Annotated in this window: 15 protein-coding genes; 4 read left to right on the forward strand and 11 right to left on the reverse strand. The window is 65.5% G+C overall.

Annotation, left to right across the window (positions count from 1 at the left end):
- Nucleotides 1-61: 61 nt before the first annotated feature.
- Nucleotides 62-1,291, forward strand: coding sequence for an IS481 family transposase (locus tag HF989_RS04195; protein WP_168684175.1), 1,230 nt, complete (start codon nucleotides 62-64; stop codon nucleotides 1,289-1,291).
- On the opposite strand, the gene HF989_RS10890 is transcribed toward HF989_RS04195, so the two are convergent.
- The 6 genes from HF989_RS10890 to HF989_RS04220 form a co-directional block, all read right to left on the reverse strand.
- Nucleotides 1,219-1,575: an ASCH domain-containing protein gene (locus tag HF989_RS10890; RefSeq protein WP_343033539.1), complete on the reverse strand. Its 357-nt coding sequence runs from the start codon at nucleotides 1,573-1,575 to the stop codon at nucleotides 1,219-1,221. The two genes, HF989_RS04195 and HF989_RS10890, sit on opposite strands and share 73 nt — an antisense overlap.
- 229 nt (nucleotides 1,576-1,804) lie before the next feature.
- The gene (locus HF989_RS04200) at nucleotides 1,805-1,906 is read right to left on the reverse strand and encodes a 30S ribosomal protein bS22 (RefSeq protein ID WP_003855542.1); all 102 of its coding nucleotides are present in this window, start codon (nucleotides 1,904-1,906) and stop codon (nucleotides 1,805-1,807) included.
- A gap of 216 nt (nucleotides 1,907-2,122) precedes the next feature.
- A complete protein-coding gene (locus tag HF989_RS04205; RefSeq protein WP_034997092.1) occupies nucleotides 2,123-2,314 on the reverse strand; it encodes a helix-turn-helix domain-containing protein in 192 nt (63 codons plus the stop codon).
- A 172-nt stretch (nucleotides 2,315-2,486) separates the two neighbouring features.
- Nucleotides 2,487-3,299, reverse strand: a complete 813-nt coding sequence (gene proC, locus HF989_RS04210) for a pyrroline-5-carboxylate reductase (protein ID WP_168684177.1) — start codon at nucleotides 3,297-3,299, stop codon at nucleotides 2,487-2,489.
- 7 nt (nucleotides 3,300-3,306) lie between these two features.
- Nucleotides 3,307-4,089 carry a hypothetical protein gene (locus tag HF989_RS04215; protein ID WP_246233789.1) on the reverse strand — a complete coding sequence of 261 codons (783 nt, stop codon included), beginning with the start codon at nucleotides 4,087-4,089 and terminating at the stop codon, nucleotides 3,307-3,309.
- Nucleotides 4,089-5,054 carry a Ppx/GppA family phosphatase gene (locus tag HF989_RS04220; RefSeq protein ID WP_038613617.1) on the reverse strand — a complete coding sequence of 322 codons (966 nt, stop codon included), beginning with the start codon at nucleotides 5,052-5,054 and terminating at the stop codon, nucleotides 4,089-4,091. The genes HF989_RS04215 and HF989_RS04220 overlap by 1 nt, the downstream gene beginning before the upstream one ends.
- A 33-nt stretch (nucleotides 5,055-5,087) precedes the next feature.
- Here HF989_RS04220 and HF989_RS04225 point away from each other — a divergent pair, with 33 nt between their 5' ends.
- Entirely contained in the window at nucleotides 5,088-5,996 is a 909-nt protein-coding gene (locus HF989_RS04225; RefSeq protein WP_168684179.1) for a DUF3109 family protein, read from the forward strand.
- A gap of 6 nt (nucleotides 5,997-6,002) precedes the next feature.
- On the opposite strand, the gene HF989_RS04230 is transcribed toward HF989_RS04225, so the two are convergent.
- Genes HF989_RS04230 through HF989_RS04250 form a run of 5 tightly spaced genes read right to left on the reverse strand, consistent with a single transcriptional unit; the run spans nucleotide 6,003 to nucleotide 11,001 of the window.
- Nucleotides 6,003-6,692: a response regulator gene (locus HF989_RS04230; protein WP_168684181.1), complete on the reverse strand. Its 690-nt coding sequence runs from the start codon at nucleotides 6,690-6,692 to the stop codon at nucleotides 6,003-6,005.
- Nucleotide 6,693: 1 nt separating this feature from the next.
- On the reverse strand, nucleotides 6,694-7,863 hold the full coding sequence (locus tag HF989_RS04235; RefSeq protein WP_168684182.1) for an ATP-binding protein: 1,170 nt from the start codon (nucleotides 7,861-7,863) through the stop codon (nucleotides 6,694-6,696).
- 27 nt (nucleotides 7,864-7,890) lie between these two features.
- A complete protein-coding gene (locus HF989_RS04240; RefSeq protein ID WP_168684183.1) occupies nucleotides 7,891-8,637 on the reverse strand; it encodes a phosphoglyceromutase in 747 nt (248 codons plus the stop codon).
- A gap of 46 nt (nucleotides 8,638-8,683) precedes the next feature.
- Entirely contained in the window at nucleotides 8,684-9,946 is a 1,263-nt protein-coding gene (gene mshA, locus HF989_RS04245; protein ID WP_168684184.1) for a D-inositol-3-phosphate glycosyltransferase, read from the reverse strand.
- 53 nt (nucleotides 9,947-9,999) lie between these two features.
- Complete coding sequence (locus tag HF989_RS04250; protein ID WP_168684185.1) at nucleotides 10,000-11,001, reverse strand: MinD/ParA family ATP-binding protein; 1,002 nt, start codon at nucleotides 10,999-11,001, stop codon at nucleotides 10,000-10,002.
- Nucleotides 11,002-11,158: 157 nt separating this feature from the next.
- On the opposite strand from HF989_RS04250, the gene HF989_RS04255 reads away from it, so the two are divergent.
- Both HF989_RS04255 and HF989_RS04260 read left to right on the forward strand, forming a co-directional pair.
- The gene (locus HF989_RS04255; protein ID WP_168684186.1) at nucleotides 11,159-12,847 is read left to right on the forward strand and encodes a long-chain-fatty-acid--CoA ligase; all 1,689 of its coding nucleotides are present in this window, start codon (nucleotides 11,159-11,161) and stop codon (nucleotides 12,845-12,847) included.
- A 39-nt stretch (nucleotides 12,848-12,886) separates the two neighbouring features.
- Nucleotides 12,887-14,623, forward strand: a complete 1,737-nt coding sequence (locus HF989_RS04260; protein WP_168684187.1) for a long-chain-fatty-acid--CoA ligase — start codon at nucleotides 12,887-12,889, stop codon at nucleotides 14,621-14,623.
- The last annotated feature ends 107 nt before the right edge of the window (nucleotides 14,624-14,730 follow it).

The following is a 14,730-nucleotide window of genomic DNA, read 5'->3' on the forward strand; positions in this document are numbered from 1 at the left end:
GGAAGTGCCTCAAGCAAGTGAAAACAGATGTGTCGAGACATCGTTCCGCCATGCTTAATCGATGAAGAAAGCAGAAAAACCAGCGCCGAAAATCATCATCGAAACCATGGAAGTCACGGGCATGACTCAAGCCGAAGCCGCAGAGCATTTCGGCGTGACCACCCGCTGGATCCGAACACTGCAACAACGCCACCGAAAAGGCGGATACGAGGCACTCGAACCACGCTCCAAACGACCCCACACCAACCCGAGAACACTCGATCAAAGCGTCGCCGACCGCATCCTCGAACTGCGCGAAGAACTCACCAACCGAGGCACCGATGCCGGCGCCAACACCATCCGCTGGCACCTTCAACAAGAAGGCATCGATCCGCCTCCAGCAGCATCAACCATCCACCGAGTACTCGCCAACAACGGTCACGTCACCCCTCAACCACAAAAGCGTCCACGCAGCTCATGGATACGATTCCAGGCCGGCCAGCCCAACGAAACCTGGCAGATGGACTACAGCGACTGGACCATCGCCGCACACAAACGCGTCGTGATCCTCACCATCCTCGATGACCACTCCCGCTTCATCATCTCCTGCCGCGCATACCCCTGCGCCACCGTTGGAAACGTCATCGCAAGCTTCACCACCGCAGCTGAGACCCACGGCTACCCACAGTCCACGCTCACAGACAACGGACGAGCCTTCAGAACCAGCGCAGACCCGACAAACCCCTCACGCAATGGCTTCGAGCAACTCCTCGTCGACCTGGGCATCACCCAGAAAAACGGCAAACCATACCACCCACAAACCCAAGGCAAAGTCGAACGCTCTCACCAAACACTCAAGATCGCACTCGCCCACAAACCGCCCGCCACCAGCATCAACGAGCTCAACACCCAACTCGACGACATCATCGAGTACTACAACCACAAACGACCACACCGAGCACTCGATCGCATCACCCCAGCAGAGGCCTACAACGCACTGCCCAAAGCCAAACCAAACTCTGCCCAAAACAGCAACGACTTCCGGCTGCGCACCGACAAAGTCGGCGCAAACGGCAAAACAACACTGCGGTGGCGCGGCAAGCTACGCCGCCTCTACATCGGCCGCAGATGGGGCGGAGAACCGATCACCATGATCTGCGTCGACAACCACGTCGACATCAAACTCATCAGCAGTGGGGCACAAATCGCCACCTACACACTTACCGACGAAAAGATCTACTACAACCAAAAAGATAACGAAATCACCCCACCTCGGGGCACACCAAAAACAAAAAATCTCGAGACACCGTAGGAACGATGTCTCGAGACTTCACAACCCACGTCCGCCAGCCGACGAACCTGCATGTCGGTCGTACGGATGATGCACACCACGTTGTCATGTGAGTCAAGAACGGCCTCGAGAGAGCCCACTTCCTCGTCGAACTGGTAGTCCTTGGGATATTCAATCAGCAACGATGCCGTCGCGGTTTTAGTGCCGTCCAAGATTGCTTGGACAAGAACGTCCCGAAGCGGGCCCGGGAAAGCAAACTCGCCACGAGGCAGCTCCGAAACGGGTTCCAACGCGTCCTGAGTCATACGGCCATAATACGTAGCCAAAGGCAGCGCCCCCCCTGCGCGTGTCCAGGCCCTGGTTCCTGACCGTCTGGTTGGGTGTAAGCCGGTTAGAGCATCAGGCCGGCGAAGCCCTTCCGCGCCCAGATTGTTCAGCAACGCGTCAGCCTCCGCTGCCACCGAATCGCTTTGCGGGGCCGGGACAAGACAGCACAAAGCCCGCCTCCGTAAATGGAGGCGGGCGACACACGGCTTACTTGCCGAGCTTACGGCGCTGCACACGGGTGCGGCGCAGCATCTTGCGGTGCTTCTTCTTGGACATGCGCTTGCGGCGCTTCTTAATCACTGAACCCATGGGGTTACCTCTTTTCTGCGTGTGAGTACGTACGTACGCGGCCGGCGCAACCGCTTCCGCAGCTCGTGGAAGGTGCACACTCCCACTGAAAGTGGCCGACCTGAACATGCAAAGCATACCGGCAGGGCAGTTCAGGGCCAAAAAACGAAAAGCCCGCCCCGCCTGAAACTGGCGGCGGCGGGCGGGCGATAGATCCTGCGAACGGGCCCGGAGGGACTATCCCACGTCGTAGACGGAGGACTCCAGGTACTCGCTCACTGCCGTTTCGTTCACGCGGAATGAGCGGCCCACGCGCACGGCGGGCAGCTCTCCGGAGTGAACGAGGCGGTAGACGGTCATCTTGGAAACGCGCATGATCTCGGCGACCTCGGCGACCGTCAGAAACTTTCCTTTATCTTCATTAACCACTGAATTCATACCTCTCGGCACGCAAACGCGCTGCAGGCTTCCCCTCCCGCAGGACGAACACGCACGTGCTTGCACCACACTAACGTGAATTCAGCGCCAAGTGCGACTTATGTGCTGGAAATTTTTCAATGTGCTCGCAGTACACATACAGAAACACTTGTGAAAGTTGGGGTCACGCCTTCCCCAGTTCCTCCGAGCGCCTCGCGCAGATTTCCGTCGCCCGGTAGAACGCGCCACGCAACCCCGACTCCTCTAGCTCCCGGATCGCGCGGACAGTCGTGCCCGCGGGCGAGGACACGTTCGCACGCAGCCGCACCGGGCTGTCACCGCCGTCCAGCATCGCGCCCGCTCCTGCAGCGGTTGCGCACGCCAGCTGCTCGGCCAAGTCGCGCGGGAGACCAAGGGACACACCTGCGTCGGTGAGCGCCTCGGCCACCAGGAAGAAGTACGCCGGCCCGGAGCCGGAGATAGCGGTCACCGCGTCCATCTGCGATTCGCTCACTTCGACAACCTGCCCCGCGGCGGACAGTAGCTTGACGACGTTGCTTCGCTGGTTCCCGTCCACAAACCGCCCACACGCGACGGCTAGGACACCTTTGCCCACCACCATGGGCGTATTCGGCATCACCCGCACGATCGGGGTGCCTGCGGCGGAGACAGCACCGTCCATAGCGGCGAGGGTGATACCGGCGGCCAGCGACACGAGCACGGTGGACGAGCCTGAGTTGATGAGCTCCTCGCCCACGTCCGCGATCACGTCGAGCACCTGCCCAGGCTTCACGCACAGCAGGGCAACGTCCGCGTCGCGGACGGCTTCCCGGTTATCGGCGGTCGTGCGCACGCCGTAGCGCTCGGCGAGCTCGGCGCTCCGCTCCTGCGACCGGTTGGTGGCCGTGATGGCGGCCGGGTCGACGCCGGAGGCCACCAGCCCAGAGATCAGCGCCTCGCCGATGTTGCCTGCCCCGATAACGGCAATGCGTTCCATACCGCGCCTACAGCAGCGCCGGGCCGAACGCCATGACAGCCGCTGCCAGGCCAGCGAACACCATGGTCAGCTTGTCGCGGCCCGTAGCCATCGCGCCGACGGCGGCGACCGCGGCTGCGACTGCCGCGATACCCAGCAGCGCCGCCACGATCGTGGCCGTGTTCGCCCACAGCCAGGAGAAGGCCAGGAAGCCCAGCACACCGAGCAGGACGCCGGCGAACACGAACAGCACCAGAAGGATCGGGTTCACCGAGGCATCTTCCACTTCGGTGGACTCGACCGGTTCGAGCTCGTCGGCCTCCTCCTCAGCGGGCTCGGTCCTGTCGCCCCGCTCGACCCGTTCAACCTCAGCCTCCTTGGCCTGCGGCTCGGGTGCCTGCACGGCGCGGATCTCGCTGGTGTCGTCCGGCTGTGCGGGCGCCGGCTTGGTGGCGGGCTCTGCCGTGACCTTCCGCAGCACCGTCGTCTCCTCGTTGGAGGGCTGGGGCTTCGGGGACGGCGCTGGTTCCTTGTCAGCCGGTGTGTGTGCGGCCGGTTCCTTGGCGGGCTTCTCCTCCGACGCCTCGGCTTCGGCCGGTGCGGGGGTGTCCGAAGGTGCGTCGATAGGCACGCTGGAGTGCTTCACCTCGGCCGGCTTGACGTCGACCTTCTTGAAGGAGTCCGTCAGTTCCGCGACGGAGACGCCGCCATCTTCCAGGCTGCGGCGGCGGCGCGGGCGACGGTTGGAGTCCGAGTTACCGTTTTCAGCGCGTGCGAGGAGTTCGGCGACAGTGAGCTGTTTGTCGGCCATCAGTTGTCGTCTCCTTTATCGGCTTTGGTGTGGGCTTCCAGGGCACCCTGGTCAATGCGTTTCAAGATGACGCCCTCGCGCAGCGCCCACGGACAGATCTCTAACTTATCAACATTCAGCGCCCGCATCGCGGCTTCAGCCACCAGCGCACCTGCGACAATCTGATGCGAGCGGTCAGCGTTGATGCCCTCGAGCTCCGCTCGGTCCGCGGCCGTCATGCGGGAGATGAACGCGATGAGCTGTCGCAGGCCCGGGGCGGTGAGCGTGCGCTGGACAAACGGACCGGCCGATGACGGCGCGGCCCCGGTCAGGCGAGCCAGCGAGCGGAACGTCTTCGAGGTGCCCACGGCTAGGCCGGCCTCCCCAAGCGCCTTGAACTGTTCGGCGGGGCCGGCCAGCTCAGCGTCGATGTAGTCGCGCAGCATATTGATCTTCTTGCGCTCCGGCGGGTCGGTGTCGAACCATTCGTGCGTGAGGCGGCCAGCGCCCAGGTCGAGCGAGACCGCCAAGTCCGGCATCTCCTCGGTGCCGGTGGAGATTTCCAGCGAGCCGCCGCCGATGTCGAAGTTGGTGATGCGCCCGGCGGACCAGCCATGCCAGCGGCGCGCGGCGAGGAAGGTCAACTGCGCCTCTTCTTCTCCGGAGAGGATGTTCAGCTTCACGCCGGTCTTCTTCTCCACGCGCTTGAGCACCTCGTCGGAGTTGGTCGCTGAACGCACCGCGGAGGTGGCGAAGGCGAGCAGCTCCTCGCACTTGAGGTTGGCCGCGAGGTCGGAGGCCTCCTGGACAGCGTCGACGAGCTTGTCCACGCCCTTGTCCTCGATGTTGCCCTTCTTGTCCAGCAGCTCAACCAGCCGCAGCGGCTGCTTCCAGTCGCTCATCGGGGTCGGGCGGCCGCCACTGTACGCATCGACCGCCACGAGATGGATCGTGTTGGAGCCGACGTCTAATACACCTAATCGCACCACCACAGGGTAACGGGTCTACCGTGTCCAGGTGTGAATCAACCAGCCCCGAAACCCGTTTTTCTCGGCTTCCCTGCGGACTCGCCCGCAGGCCGTTCCATCCTCGCCGGCCATGAGACCCGCCCCGACTTTCCCCGCGAATGGTTCGAGTTTGTCCACCCGGACGACCCGAACCACATCTTCTCCATCGACCTCACTTGGGCGGAGGCCACCTGGTCGTGCCGCTTTGGCACCCCGGAGTGCCACGGCATCGACGAGTCCAACCCGTCCGTCGGCTGCTGCATCCACGGCGCATACATTGCGGACGAGGAGGACCGCGACACTGTCTATAACGCAGTCAAGGACATGCCGGCGAAATACTGGCAGCTGCGCCCGGCGGAAACGGACGCCTACTTCGCGGCGAACGACCCAACGTGGCTTGAGCCGTGGCTGGAGTGGGACGAGGAGGAAGACGCGCTCGATCCGGACACCGAGGATGAAGACGCCGGCCCCCACATCAAGACCAAGGTCGTAGACGGCGCCTGCATCTTTGCCAACCGGCCCGGCCACCCCACCGGCGCAGGCTGCGCATTCCACCAGTTCGCCATGGCGGAGGGGCGCAACATCGTGGGCACAAAGCCGGAAGTGTGCTGGCAGGTTCCGTTCTCACGCGAGGACGCGTGGGAGGAGCGCACCGACGGCCAGGAGATCCTGCGCACCACCATCGGCGAGTACCACCGGCGCCAGTGGGGCGGCGGCGGTGAGGACTTCGACTGGTGGTGCACCTCAGCGCCTGCCTGTCACACCGGCGGCACGCCCATCTGGCAGTCCATGAAAGACGAGCTCATCGCCCTGATCGGGGAAAAGCCGTACGCGATCGTCGCCAAGCACTGCGAAAAGCGGGCGACGCTTGACGACGACCTTCGGGCCGTCCACCCGGCAACCAAGGCCGCGCACAAGTAGGCGCGGTTACGCCTCGAACTTGTAGCCCAGCCCGCGGACGGTGACCAGCTGGGTGGGGCGCGACGGCTGCGCCTCGATCTTCGTGCGCAGGCGCTTGACGTGCACGTCTAAGGTTTTGGTGTCGCCGACGTAGTCTGCGCCCCAGATCCTGTCGATGAGCTGGCCGCGGGTAAGCACCCGGCCAGCATTGCGCATGAGGTACTCCAGCAGGTCGAACTCTTTGAGCGGCATGGGCACCGGCTGGCCGTCCACAAGCACCGTGTGGCGCTCCACGTCCATGGTCACGCGGCCGCCCTGCAGCAGCTGGTCGTCTACCTCCTCGACCACCTCAGTTTCGGGTCCGCGGCGCAGTACCGCGCGGATACGGGCGACCAGCTCGCGGGTGGAATAGGGCTTGGTGACGTAGTCGTCCGCGCCCAGCTCTAGGCCCACGACCTTGTCAATCTCGCTGTCGCGGGCGGTGACCATGATGATGGGCACGGACGATACTGCGCGCAGCTTTTTACACACCTCGGTGCCGCTCATGCCGGGCAGCATGAGGTCCAGCAGCACGAGGTCGATGTCCTCGGACGCGAACAGGTCCAGACCCGCTTGGCCGTCGGCGGCCACAACCGCCTCGAAGCCCTCCTTGCGCAGCAGGTAAGCCAGGGGGTCGGACAGGGACTCCTCGTCTTCAACGATAAGAATGGCCGTCACTTCACTCTTCCCTTTCTGTTCTGCTGGAGGCCTCCGGGTCATACACGGGCAGCTCGATAGTGAACGTGGATCCCGTTCCCGGCCTGGACCACAACGTAATGCTACCGCCATGGTTTGCCACCACATGCTTCACGATGGCCAAACCCAGGCCCGTACCGCCCGTGGAGCGCGAACGGGCCTTATCAACGCGGTAAAAGCGCTCAAACACGCGCTTTTGGTCCTCCGGGGCGATACCGATGCCGCGGTCCGTGACCCGAATCAGCACGACGTTGTCGCGCACCAGCTTCTGCGTCACGCTGACCGGCTGCCCGCTTGGGGAGTAGTTGACGGCGTTGGCGATCAAGTTGGACACCGCGACGGTGAGCAGGGCCTTATCCCCCATCACGCGCAAGCCCGTGCGTTGCCCGCGGGTCAACTCGATGCCACGGTTTTCGGCGGTGACCAGGTTGCGGCCCACCGCGTCGTCAACGATGTCGTCCACCCGCACCGGCGCCATGTCCGGCAGTGCTTCCGCGCCTTGCAGCTTGGACAGGGAGATGAGGTCCGTGATCATCTCCCCCATCCGCTGGGCCTCTTTGTGCAGCTTGGTGCCGAAGTACTCCACCATCTCCGGGTCGGTGGGATCTTGCAGCATCGCCTCCGCCAGCAGGGAAATGCCGCCAACCGGTGTTTTCAGCTCGTGGGAAACGTTAGCCACGAAGTCACGTCTGGCGCTTTCCATGCGCACGTTCTCAGACTCGTCGGAGCCGTAGACGATGGCGTAGGAATTGTCCGTCAGCGTCAGCGGGGCCACCAGCGCGCGCACGTTGCGGATGCGGCTGCCGGTGGTGCGCTGCGGCAGATCCAAGTCGAGCACGTGCTCTTCCTGGTCCGCGAAGACCTGGGCCGCGACCTCGAGCACGCGGGGGTTGACACTGCCGTCGTGCACCAGCGACATGTCGTGGGCACGAGCGTTTGACAGCACCACGTTTCCCGCGCGGTTGATCACCGCGATGCCGGTCGGCGAGCCCTGCGTGACCAAGTGCAGCACCTGGCTCACCGTGTTGACCGTGGTGTCCTCTCCGCCGTTATCCGCCCGGTTGCGGGCGCGCCAGCGCAGCGCCCGCTGGCCGAGCAGCACAGCGGGCACCGTCAGCACGGCACCGATGAGAAAAGCGAGTATCGGTGTCACGTGTCCTTCGAGGCTTCCCGCAGATCCCTACTTCTGGCCCTGGTTCGCCACCGCGGCGGCGCCGGCCTCGGCGGCCTCCGGGTCCAGATAGGTGCCACCGGGGTTGAGCACCGAGCCGTCGGCATCGATCTCGTAGACCAGCGGCATGCCGGTGGGGATGTTCAGGCCGGCGATGTCCTCGTCGGAGATGTTGTCCAGGTACTTCACCAGCGCGCGCAGCGAGTTGCCGTGCGCGGCGATCATGACGTTCTTGCCCGCCATCGCCTGCGGGGCGATGACGTCGATGTAGTACGGCAAGAAGCGCTCGACGACGTCCTTCAGGCACTCGGTGCGCGGCACCTCCGGCAGGAATGCGTAGCGCGGGTCGTGGGTCTGCGCGTACTGGTTGTCCGTGTCGATCTCCGGCGGCGGGGTGTCGTAGGAGCGGCGCCACTCCATGAACTGCTCCTCGCCGAACTCCTCGCGGATCTCCGCCTTGTTCAGCCCCTGCAGCTTGCCGTAGTGGCGCTCGTTAAGGCGCCAGTTGCGCTCCACCGGGATCCAGTGGCGGTCCGCCGCGTCGAGCGCGATGTTCGCGGTGCGGATGGCGCGGCGCAGCAACGAGGTAAACAGCACGTCCGGCAGGACCTGCTTTTCGACGAGCAGCTTGCCGGCGTTGACCGCCTCGGCCTCGCCCTGCTCGGTGAGGTCCACGTCCACCCAGCCGGTGAACTGGTTCGACTTATTCCACTCGCTCTGCCCGTGGCGAACGAGGATCAACTTTCCGTTACCCATGGCCCCAAGCATGCCACGGATGCGGCGCTCGGACGGGAATACGGGGCTACATCCCGCCGGCGTTCCGGGTGGCCACACCAGGGACATACCCATCCAGCGTGTCGGCGTAGACCTCCAGCAATTTTTCCGCCGACGCGGACCAGCTAAACGCCCGCGCGTGGGCGACGGCCTGTTCGCCCATGCAGACGCGCGCGGGGTCGTCGATAAGCATCTGTTCCAACGCGGCCGCCCACGCCTCGGTGCTGTGGCCCTGAACGAGCACGCCGGTCTCGCCGTCCGCGACAGCGAGCGGCAGGCCGCCCGCCCGCGCGGCGATCACCGGCGTGCCCGCGGCCTGGGCTTCCACGGCGACGAGGCCGAAGCTCTCGTTGTAGCTGGGCACAGCGACGATGTCCGCCGCCTGGTAGATGCTGACCAGTTCCTCCGGGGGCCTAGGCCCGAGGAAACGCGTGCAGCCCCCGATCCCTTCCTCGGCGGCGAGCTCCCGGTACCGCTCGACGGAGGAGCCTGCGCCGCTGGCCCCGCCGCAGAGCATGACCCGCAGCGGGCCGCCGACGTTGCCCCGCCGCACCACCTCACCCATCGCGCGGATGAGCACCTGCGGCCCCTTGAAATCCTGCAGCCGCCCAACGAAGGCCACCACCTTCGCGTGCAGGGGAATGCCCAGGTGGCGGCGTGCCAGCTCCGTGTTGCGGTTCGTGCCCGGGGTGAACAACTCCGTGTCCGCGCCGGGGCTGACAACGGAAATTTTCGCCGGATCCACGTCGTAAAAGCGCGCGAGCTCGCTCGTTTCTTCCGGGGTGTTGACCACCAGTACCTCGGCGTTGTCCACCAACTGCTGCTCGCAGATCCGGCGCGCCTCAGACTCGGGGGAATCCGCGCCGGACGCGTTCTTCACCGCGGCCCAGGTGTGCCCCGTGTGCACCAGCGGAATGCTGGCAAGATCCGCCAGCAGCCACCCCACCTGGCCGGAGAGCCAGTAGTGGGAGTGGATCAGGTCGTAGGAGAGCCCGTTCGCGCGGACAAACTGCACCACTCCGCCGGAGAACGCGGCGAGCTGGGTGGGCAGATCGCCTTTTTCCAGCCCCTCGTACGGCCCGGCCACGATATTGATCACCCGGTAGCCGGGCGCGACCTCCACCACCTCGCCCTGGCTGGGGCGGGTAGCGCGCGTGAACACGTCCACCTGCACGCCCTTGCGCGCGAGCTGGGCCGCGGTGTTGTGGACGTAAACGTTCATGCCGCCCGCGTCGCCAATCCCCGGCTGTTCCAGCGGGGAGGTGTGCATGGAGATCATGGCGACGCGCATGCGGGCAAGAGTAGCGCGCCGCGATTATGCGCGTTCGTGCGCGTCAGTGCACGTCAGTGCGCGGCGTGCCGGTGCCAGGAGCCGAAGTCCGCCGCGACCGTCGCCGCAAGGTGCTGGTAGGCCTTCAACGTGGCGGGCGCGATGCGCTCCAGGTCCACCACCGCCCCCTCCGCCAGGTGGCGGTCGTACGGGATCGCGTGGACAGCGCGGGTGCGGGAGGCGAAGTGGTCGGTGACCTTCGCTATGTCAATCGTCGGTTTGCCCGGCGCGCCAGCAGAGACCACCACCACGGCGTTGGCGGCCAGCTGGTCGTAGCCGTGGAGGTTGAGCCAGTCCAGGGTGGCGGAGGCCGACTGGGCGCCGTCGAGGGCAGGCGAAGTGACGAGGACGAGCGTGTTAGCCAGGTCGAGCACCCCTGCCATGGCGGAGTGCATGAGCCCCGTGCCGCAGTCGGTGAGAATCACGTTGTAGTGGTGCTGCAAGATGTCGATGGCCCGGCGGTAGTCGCTTTCAGAAAACGCCTCGCTCACCGCCGGGTCGCGTTCAGAGCCGATGACCTCCAGCCGCGACAGCGCCTGGTTGGTGTAGGCGCGCACCTGCGGGTAGCGGTCCGTGCCCGGCGCGCACAGGAGGTCGCGAATGGTCGCCGGCGGGGCGGTGGCGGCGCGCTGGGCGAGGGTGCCCAAGTCCGGGTTGGCGTCGATGGCGATGACGCGGTCGCCGCGGGTCTGCGCGAACACGCCGCCGAGCGCGACCGTGGTGGTGGTTTTGCCCACGCCGCCTTTCAGGCTCATCACCGCGATGCGGTAGTCGCCGCGCAGGGGCGCCCGGATGGCGTCGAAAAGCTGCTGCTCTTCCAGCTCCCGCCTGGAGCCGCCAGGGTTAATGCGCCCGCGCGTGGCGGTGTGCACGAGTTTGCGCCAGCCCTGTTTCGGCGGCGACTTCACTGGGTCCACCAGATTGGATTGGTCCAGCACCGCGGGCGGCGTGAGCTCGAGCTCAGGCGCCCTCCCGGACTCTCGTGTTGCGCCGGACGGCTCGAAAAAGGTCGTCATCAAATCCCCCAGAAAATCCCCCGTTGATGTTCCGCCGCACAGCCTAGAGCACCCCTGCACGGCGCGCAGCGCGAATGCCTCGTCCACAACTTACGCAACCGTAGGTTAGACTTGCCGCCACATTCTTCGGCCCGCCGCACACCATCGGAGGAACCCAGTGGGAGCATATGAAAACCGAGCCTGGATCGGCCACTACGCACCGTGGACAGACCCCAACCCAGACACCGGCACCGAGACGCTGGTGAGCCTGTTCAACCAGGCCGTGGCCACGCAGCCCAACAGCACCGCCACCTGGTTCATGGGCAAGACGCTCACGTACGGCCAGCTCAACGAGCAAGTCGGGCGCGCGGCCGCAGCGCTGACCAAGCTGGGCGTGGGCCCGGGCGACCGTGTTGCCGTGGCGCTGCCGAACTGCCCGCAGCACGTCGTGGCGGTCACCGCCATTCTGCGCCTCGGGGCCACCGTGGTGGAGCACAACCCGCTCTACACCGCAGCCGAGCTCGAACCGCAGTTCAACGACCACGGGGCGCGGGTAGCGATTGTCCTGGACAGGGTGGGGGAGACGTTTACGTCCATAAGCACATGCACACCGCTGGAGACCGTGGTCGCCGTGAACATGCTCGAGGAGGTCCCGCTGCGCCTGCGCGCGGCGCTCGCGCTGCCGCTGCCCCAGGTGAAGAAAATGCGCGCCGAGCTGTCCCGGCCCGCGCCCAGCACGCTCCCGTGGCGCAAATTCATGCGGCAGCACCCGCGTACGGTGCACTTTCCGCGCGTCACACAGGACACCCCGGCGTTCATCCTGTACACCTCCGGCACCTCTGGAAGGCCCAAGGGCGCCCCGCTGACGCACGGCAACATCGTCGCGGTGCTCGCCGCGGGCATGGAGTGGTTGGAAAACTGGGGCGCGGTGCGCGAGAAGGTCCTCGGCCTGCTGCCCATGTTCCACATCTACGGCTTAGCGTTGAACTACGCGATGCCGCTGACCATCGGTGCTCAGATGGTCCTCGTCCCGGCCCCGAAGCCAAAGCTGTACCAGGCCGCGATCACGAAAACCCGGCCGACGGTGCTGCCGGGCGTGCCCACGCTGTACCACGCCATCATCGAGTGGGCGCTAAAGACCAAGGCGGACTTATCGTCGATCCACACCTCCATCTCTGGCGCCTCCACCCTGCCGGCGGAAACCATCGAGCGCTGGGAAACCGCAACCGGCGGGCGCCTCATCGAGGGCTACGGGCTCACCGAGACCTCGCCGATCCTGGCCGGCAACCCTCTCGACGGCACACGCCGCCCCGGTTACATCGGTCTACCCTTCCCCAACACGGAAATCCGCATCGCGGACCCCGACAACCCCGCGCGGACTATGCCCGACGGCGAGCCCGGCGAGCTGCTCGCCCGCGGCCCGCAGGTCTTCTCGGGTTACCTGGGTAACCCCGAGGCAAACGAGCGCGCGTTCCACGACGACTGGTTCCGCACCGGCGACATGGCCGTCATGGAGGCGGACGGCTGGATCCGACTGGTCGCGCGCATCAAGGAGATGATCATCACCGGCGGCTTCAACGTCTACCCCGATGAGGTGGAAGCGATACTGCGCAGCCACCCGGACATCGAGGACGTCGCGGTGGTCGGGCGCCCGCGCGCGGACGGCTCCGAGGATGTCGTTGCTTGCGTCACGCTTACCGACGGCTCCGCCCTGGACCCCGTAGGGCTCAAGGCGTACGCGCGGGAGCGTCTGACCCGCTACAAAGTGCCGCGCGATTTCTACCACTTTGAGCAGCTGCAGCGCGACCAGACCGGGAAGATCCGCCGGCGCGAGGTGCGCGACACTTTGCTCGCTCTGCTTACGTAACCGTAGGTTCACGGGCGATATGGGCGTAAGCTGTTGCGCATGGCTCTCACCCCATCCAACGTCAACGAAGAAAAGCCCTGGTTGCAGTACTACCCGGAGTGGACCACCCACTCACTGGAGTACGGGGATCACACCTTGCGCGATCTCTACCTGAACAACCTGTCCAAGAACATCTCACGCATTGCCACCCGCTTTTTCGGGCGCACCCAGACGTTCGGTGAGCTCGACCGAGAGGTGCGCCGGGCCGCCGCCGGCCTGAAAGCCTTCGGCGTGCGCCCCGGAGACCGCGTGGCCATCATGCTGCCCAACTGCCCCCAGCACGTGGCGGCCTTCTTCGCCGTGCAGCTCATCGGCGGCGTGGTGGTGGAGCACAACCCGCTCTACACCGCGCACGAGCTGCGCCCCCAGTTCTTGGACCACGGCGCGCGCGTGGCCATCGCGTGGGACAAGGCCGCCGACACGCTGGAGCAGCTGCGCGCCGACACCGCGCTGGAGACGGTGGTGAGCGTGAACATGACCAAGGCCATGCCGCGCACGCAACAGGCGGCCCTGCGCATCCCGCTGCCGAAGATCATGGAAGCCCGCTCGGCGCTCACCGCCACCAGCAAGAACACCTCGCTGCACACCGTGCCGTGGGAATCGTTGATCAGCTCCGCCATCGGCGGGCTGGGCGCAGACCTGCGCGCCCCGGAAGGCGTCACCACGGATTCCCCCGCCGTGATCCTCTACACCTCCGGCACCACCGGCACCCCCAAGGGCGCCGCCTTGTCCCACCGCAACCTCATTGCCAACACGCTGCAGGGCCGAGCATGGGTAAAGGAGCTGCAGGAGGGCAACCAGCGCATGCTGGCCACGCTGCCGTTTTTCCATGCCTACGGCCTGACCTTCTCCCTGACGCTGACCATGCTCATCGGTTCCGAGCTCGTGCTGCTGCCGGCCCCCAAGATGGACCTGATCATGAAAGCAATCCGCGTGACCCCGCCGACCTTCGTGCCCGGCGTGCCAACCGTCTTCGAGCGCATCGTGCAAACAGCCGAGAAAAAGCGCGTGGACCTCTCCGACGTGAGGATCGGCTTCTCCGGCGCCTCCTCGCTGCCTGCCAGCGTGATCGAGGCCTGGGAGCGCGCCACCGGCGGACACCTCGTGGAAGGCTACGGTCTCACCGAGACCTCGCCCATCATCGTGGGCAACCCCGAATCCGCCGACCGTCGCCCCGGCTACATCGGCATTCCGTTCCCGGACACTCAAATCCGCATCGTGAACCCCGACAACCCCGACGAGGACATGCCGTTCGGCGAAGCGGGCGAGATCCTGGCCAAGGGCCCGCAGGTCTTCTCCGGCTACTTCAACAACCCCAAAGCCACCGAGAAAGTCTTCCACGACGGCTGGTTCCGCACCGGTGACATGGGCATCATGGAGGAAGACGGCTTTATTAAGCTCGTCTCGCGCATCAAGGAGCTCATCATCACCGGCGGCTTCAACGTGTACCCAGCCGAGGTGGAGGACGTCATTCGCACCCACCCGGACGTCGCCGACGTCGCCGTCGTGGGCCGCCCGCGCGAGGACGGCTCGGAGGATGTCGTTGCGTGCATCGTGCTTAACGACGGCTCCGCCCTCGACCCCGACGGCCTGAAGGACTTCGCCCGCGAGCGGCTGACCCGCTACAAAGTGCCTCGCACCTTCTACCACTTCGACGAGCTGGCGAAGGACCCGATGGGCAAGATCCGCCGCCGCGAGGTCCGCGACGACCTGCTGGCAAAGCTCGCCGAGCGCTAAGGCCCCGCGGCGACCATCCGCCCCTCAAATGGTGAGAACGAAATGGTGAATCCGGCCAAATTTTCGCGTTCTCACCATGCGGTTTTCACCATTTGCGGGCCCGCCGC

The organism is Corynebacterium mucifaciens, assembly GCF_012396315.1.
Taxonomy (GTDB): domain Bacteria; phylum Actinomycetota; class Actinomycetes; order Mycobacteriales; family Mycobacteriaceae; genus Corynebacterium; species Corynebacterium mucifaciens.

Coding starts and splice junctions, on each gene's coding strand:
- HF989_RS04195 (WP_168684175.1), top strand. CDS start 62: ATGAAGAAAGCAGAAAAACCAGCGCCGAAAATCATCATCGAAACCATG.
- HF989_RS10890 (WP_343033539.1), bottom strand. CDS start 1,575: ATGACTCAGGACGCGTTGGAACCCGTTTCGGAGCTGCCTCGTGGCGAG.
- HF989_RS04200 (WP_003855542.1), bottom strand. CDS start 1,906: ATGGGTTCAGTGATTAAGAAGCGCCGCAAGCGCATGTCCAAGAAGAAG.
- proC (WP_168684177.1), bottom strand. CDS start 3,299: ATGGAACGCATTGCCGTTATCGGGGCAGGCAACATCGGCGAGGCGCTG.
- HF989_RS04215 (WP_246233789.1), bottom strand. CDS start 4,089: ATGGCCGACAAACAGCTCACTGTCGCCGAACTCCTCGCACGCGCTGAA.
- HF989_RS04240 (WP_168684183.1), bottom strand. CDS start 8,637: ATGGGTAACGGAAAGTTGATCCTCGTTCGCCACGGGCAGAGCGAGTGG.
- mshA (WP_168684184.1), bottom strand. CDS start 9,946: ATGCGCGTCGCCATGATCTCCATGCACACCTCCCCGCTGGAACAGCCG.
- HF989_RS04250 (WP_168684185.1), bottom strand. CDS start 11,001: ATGACGACCTTTTTCGAGCCGTCCGGCGCAACACGAGAGTCCGGGAGG.
- HF989_RS04260 (WP_168684187.1), top strand. CDS start 12,887: ATGGCTCTCACCCCATCCAACGTCAACGAAGAAAAGCCCTGGTTGCAG.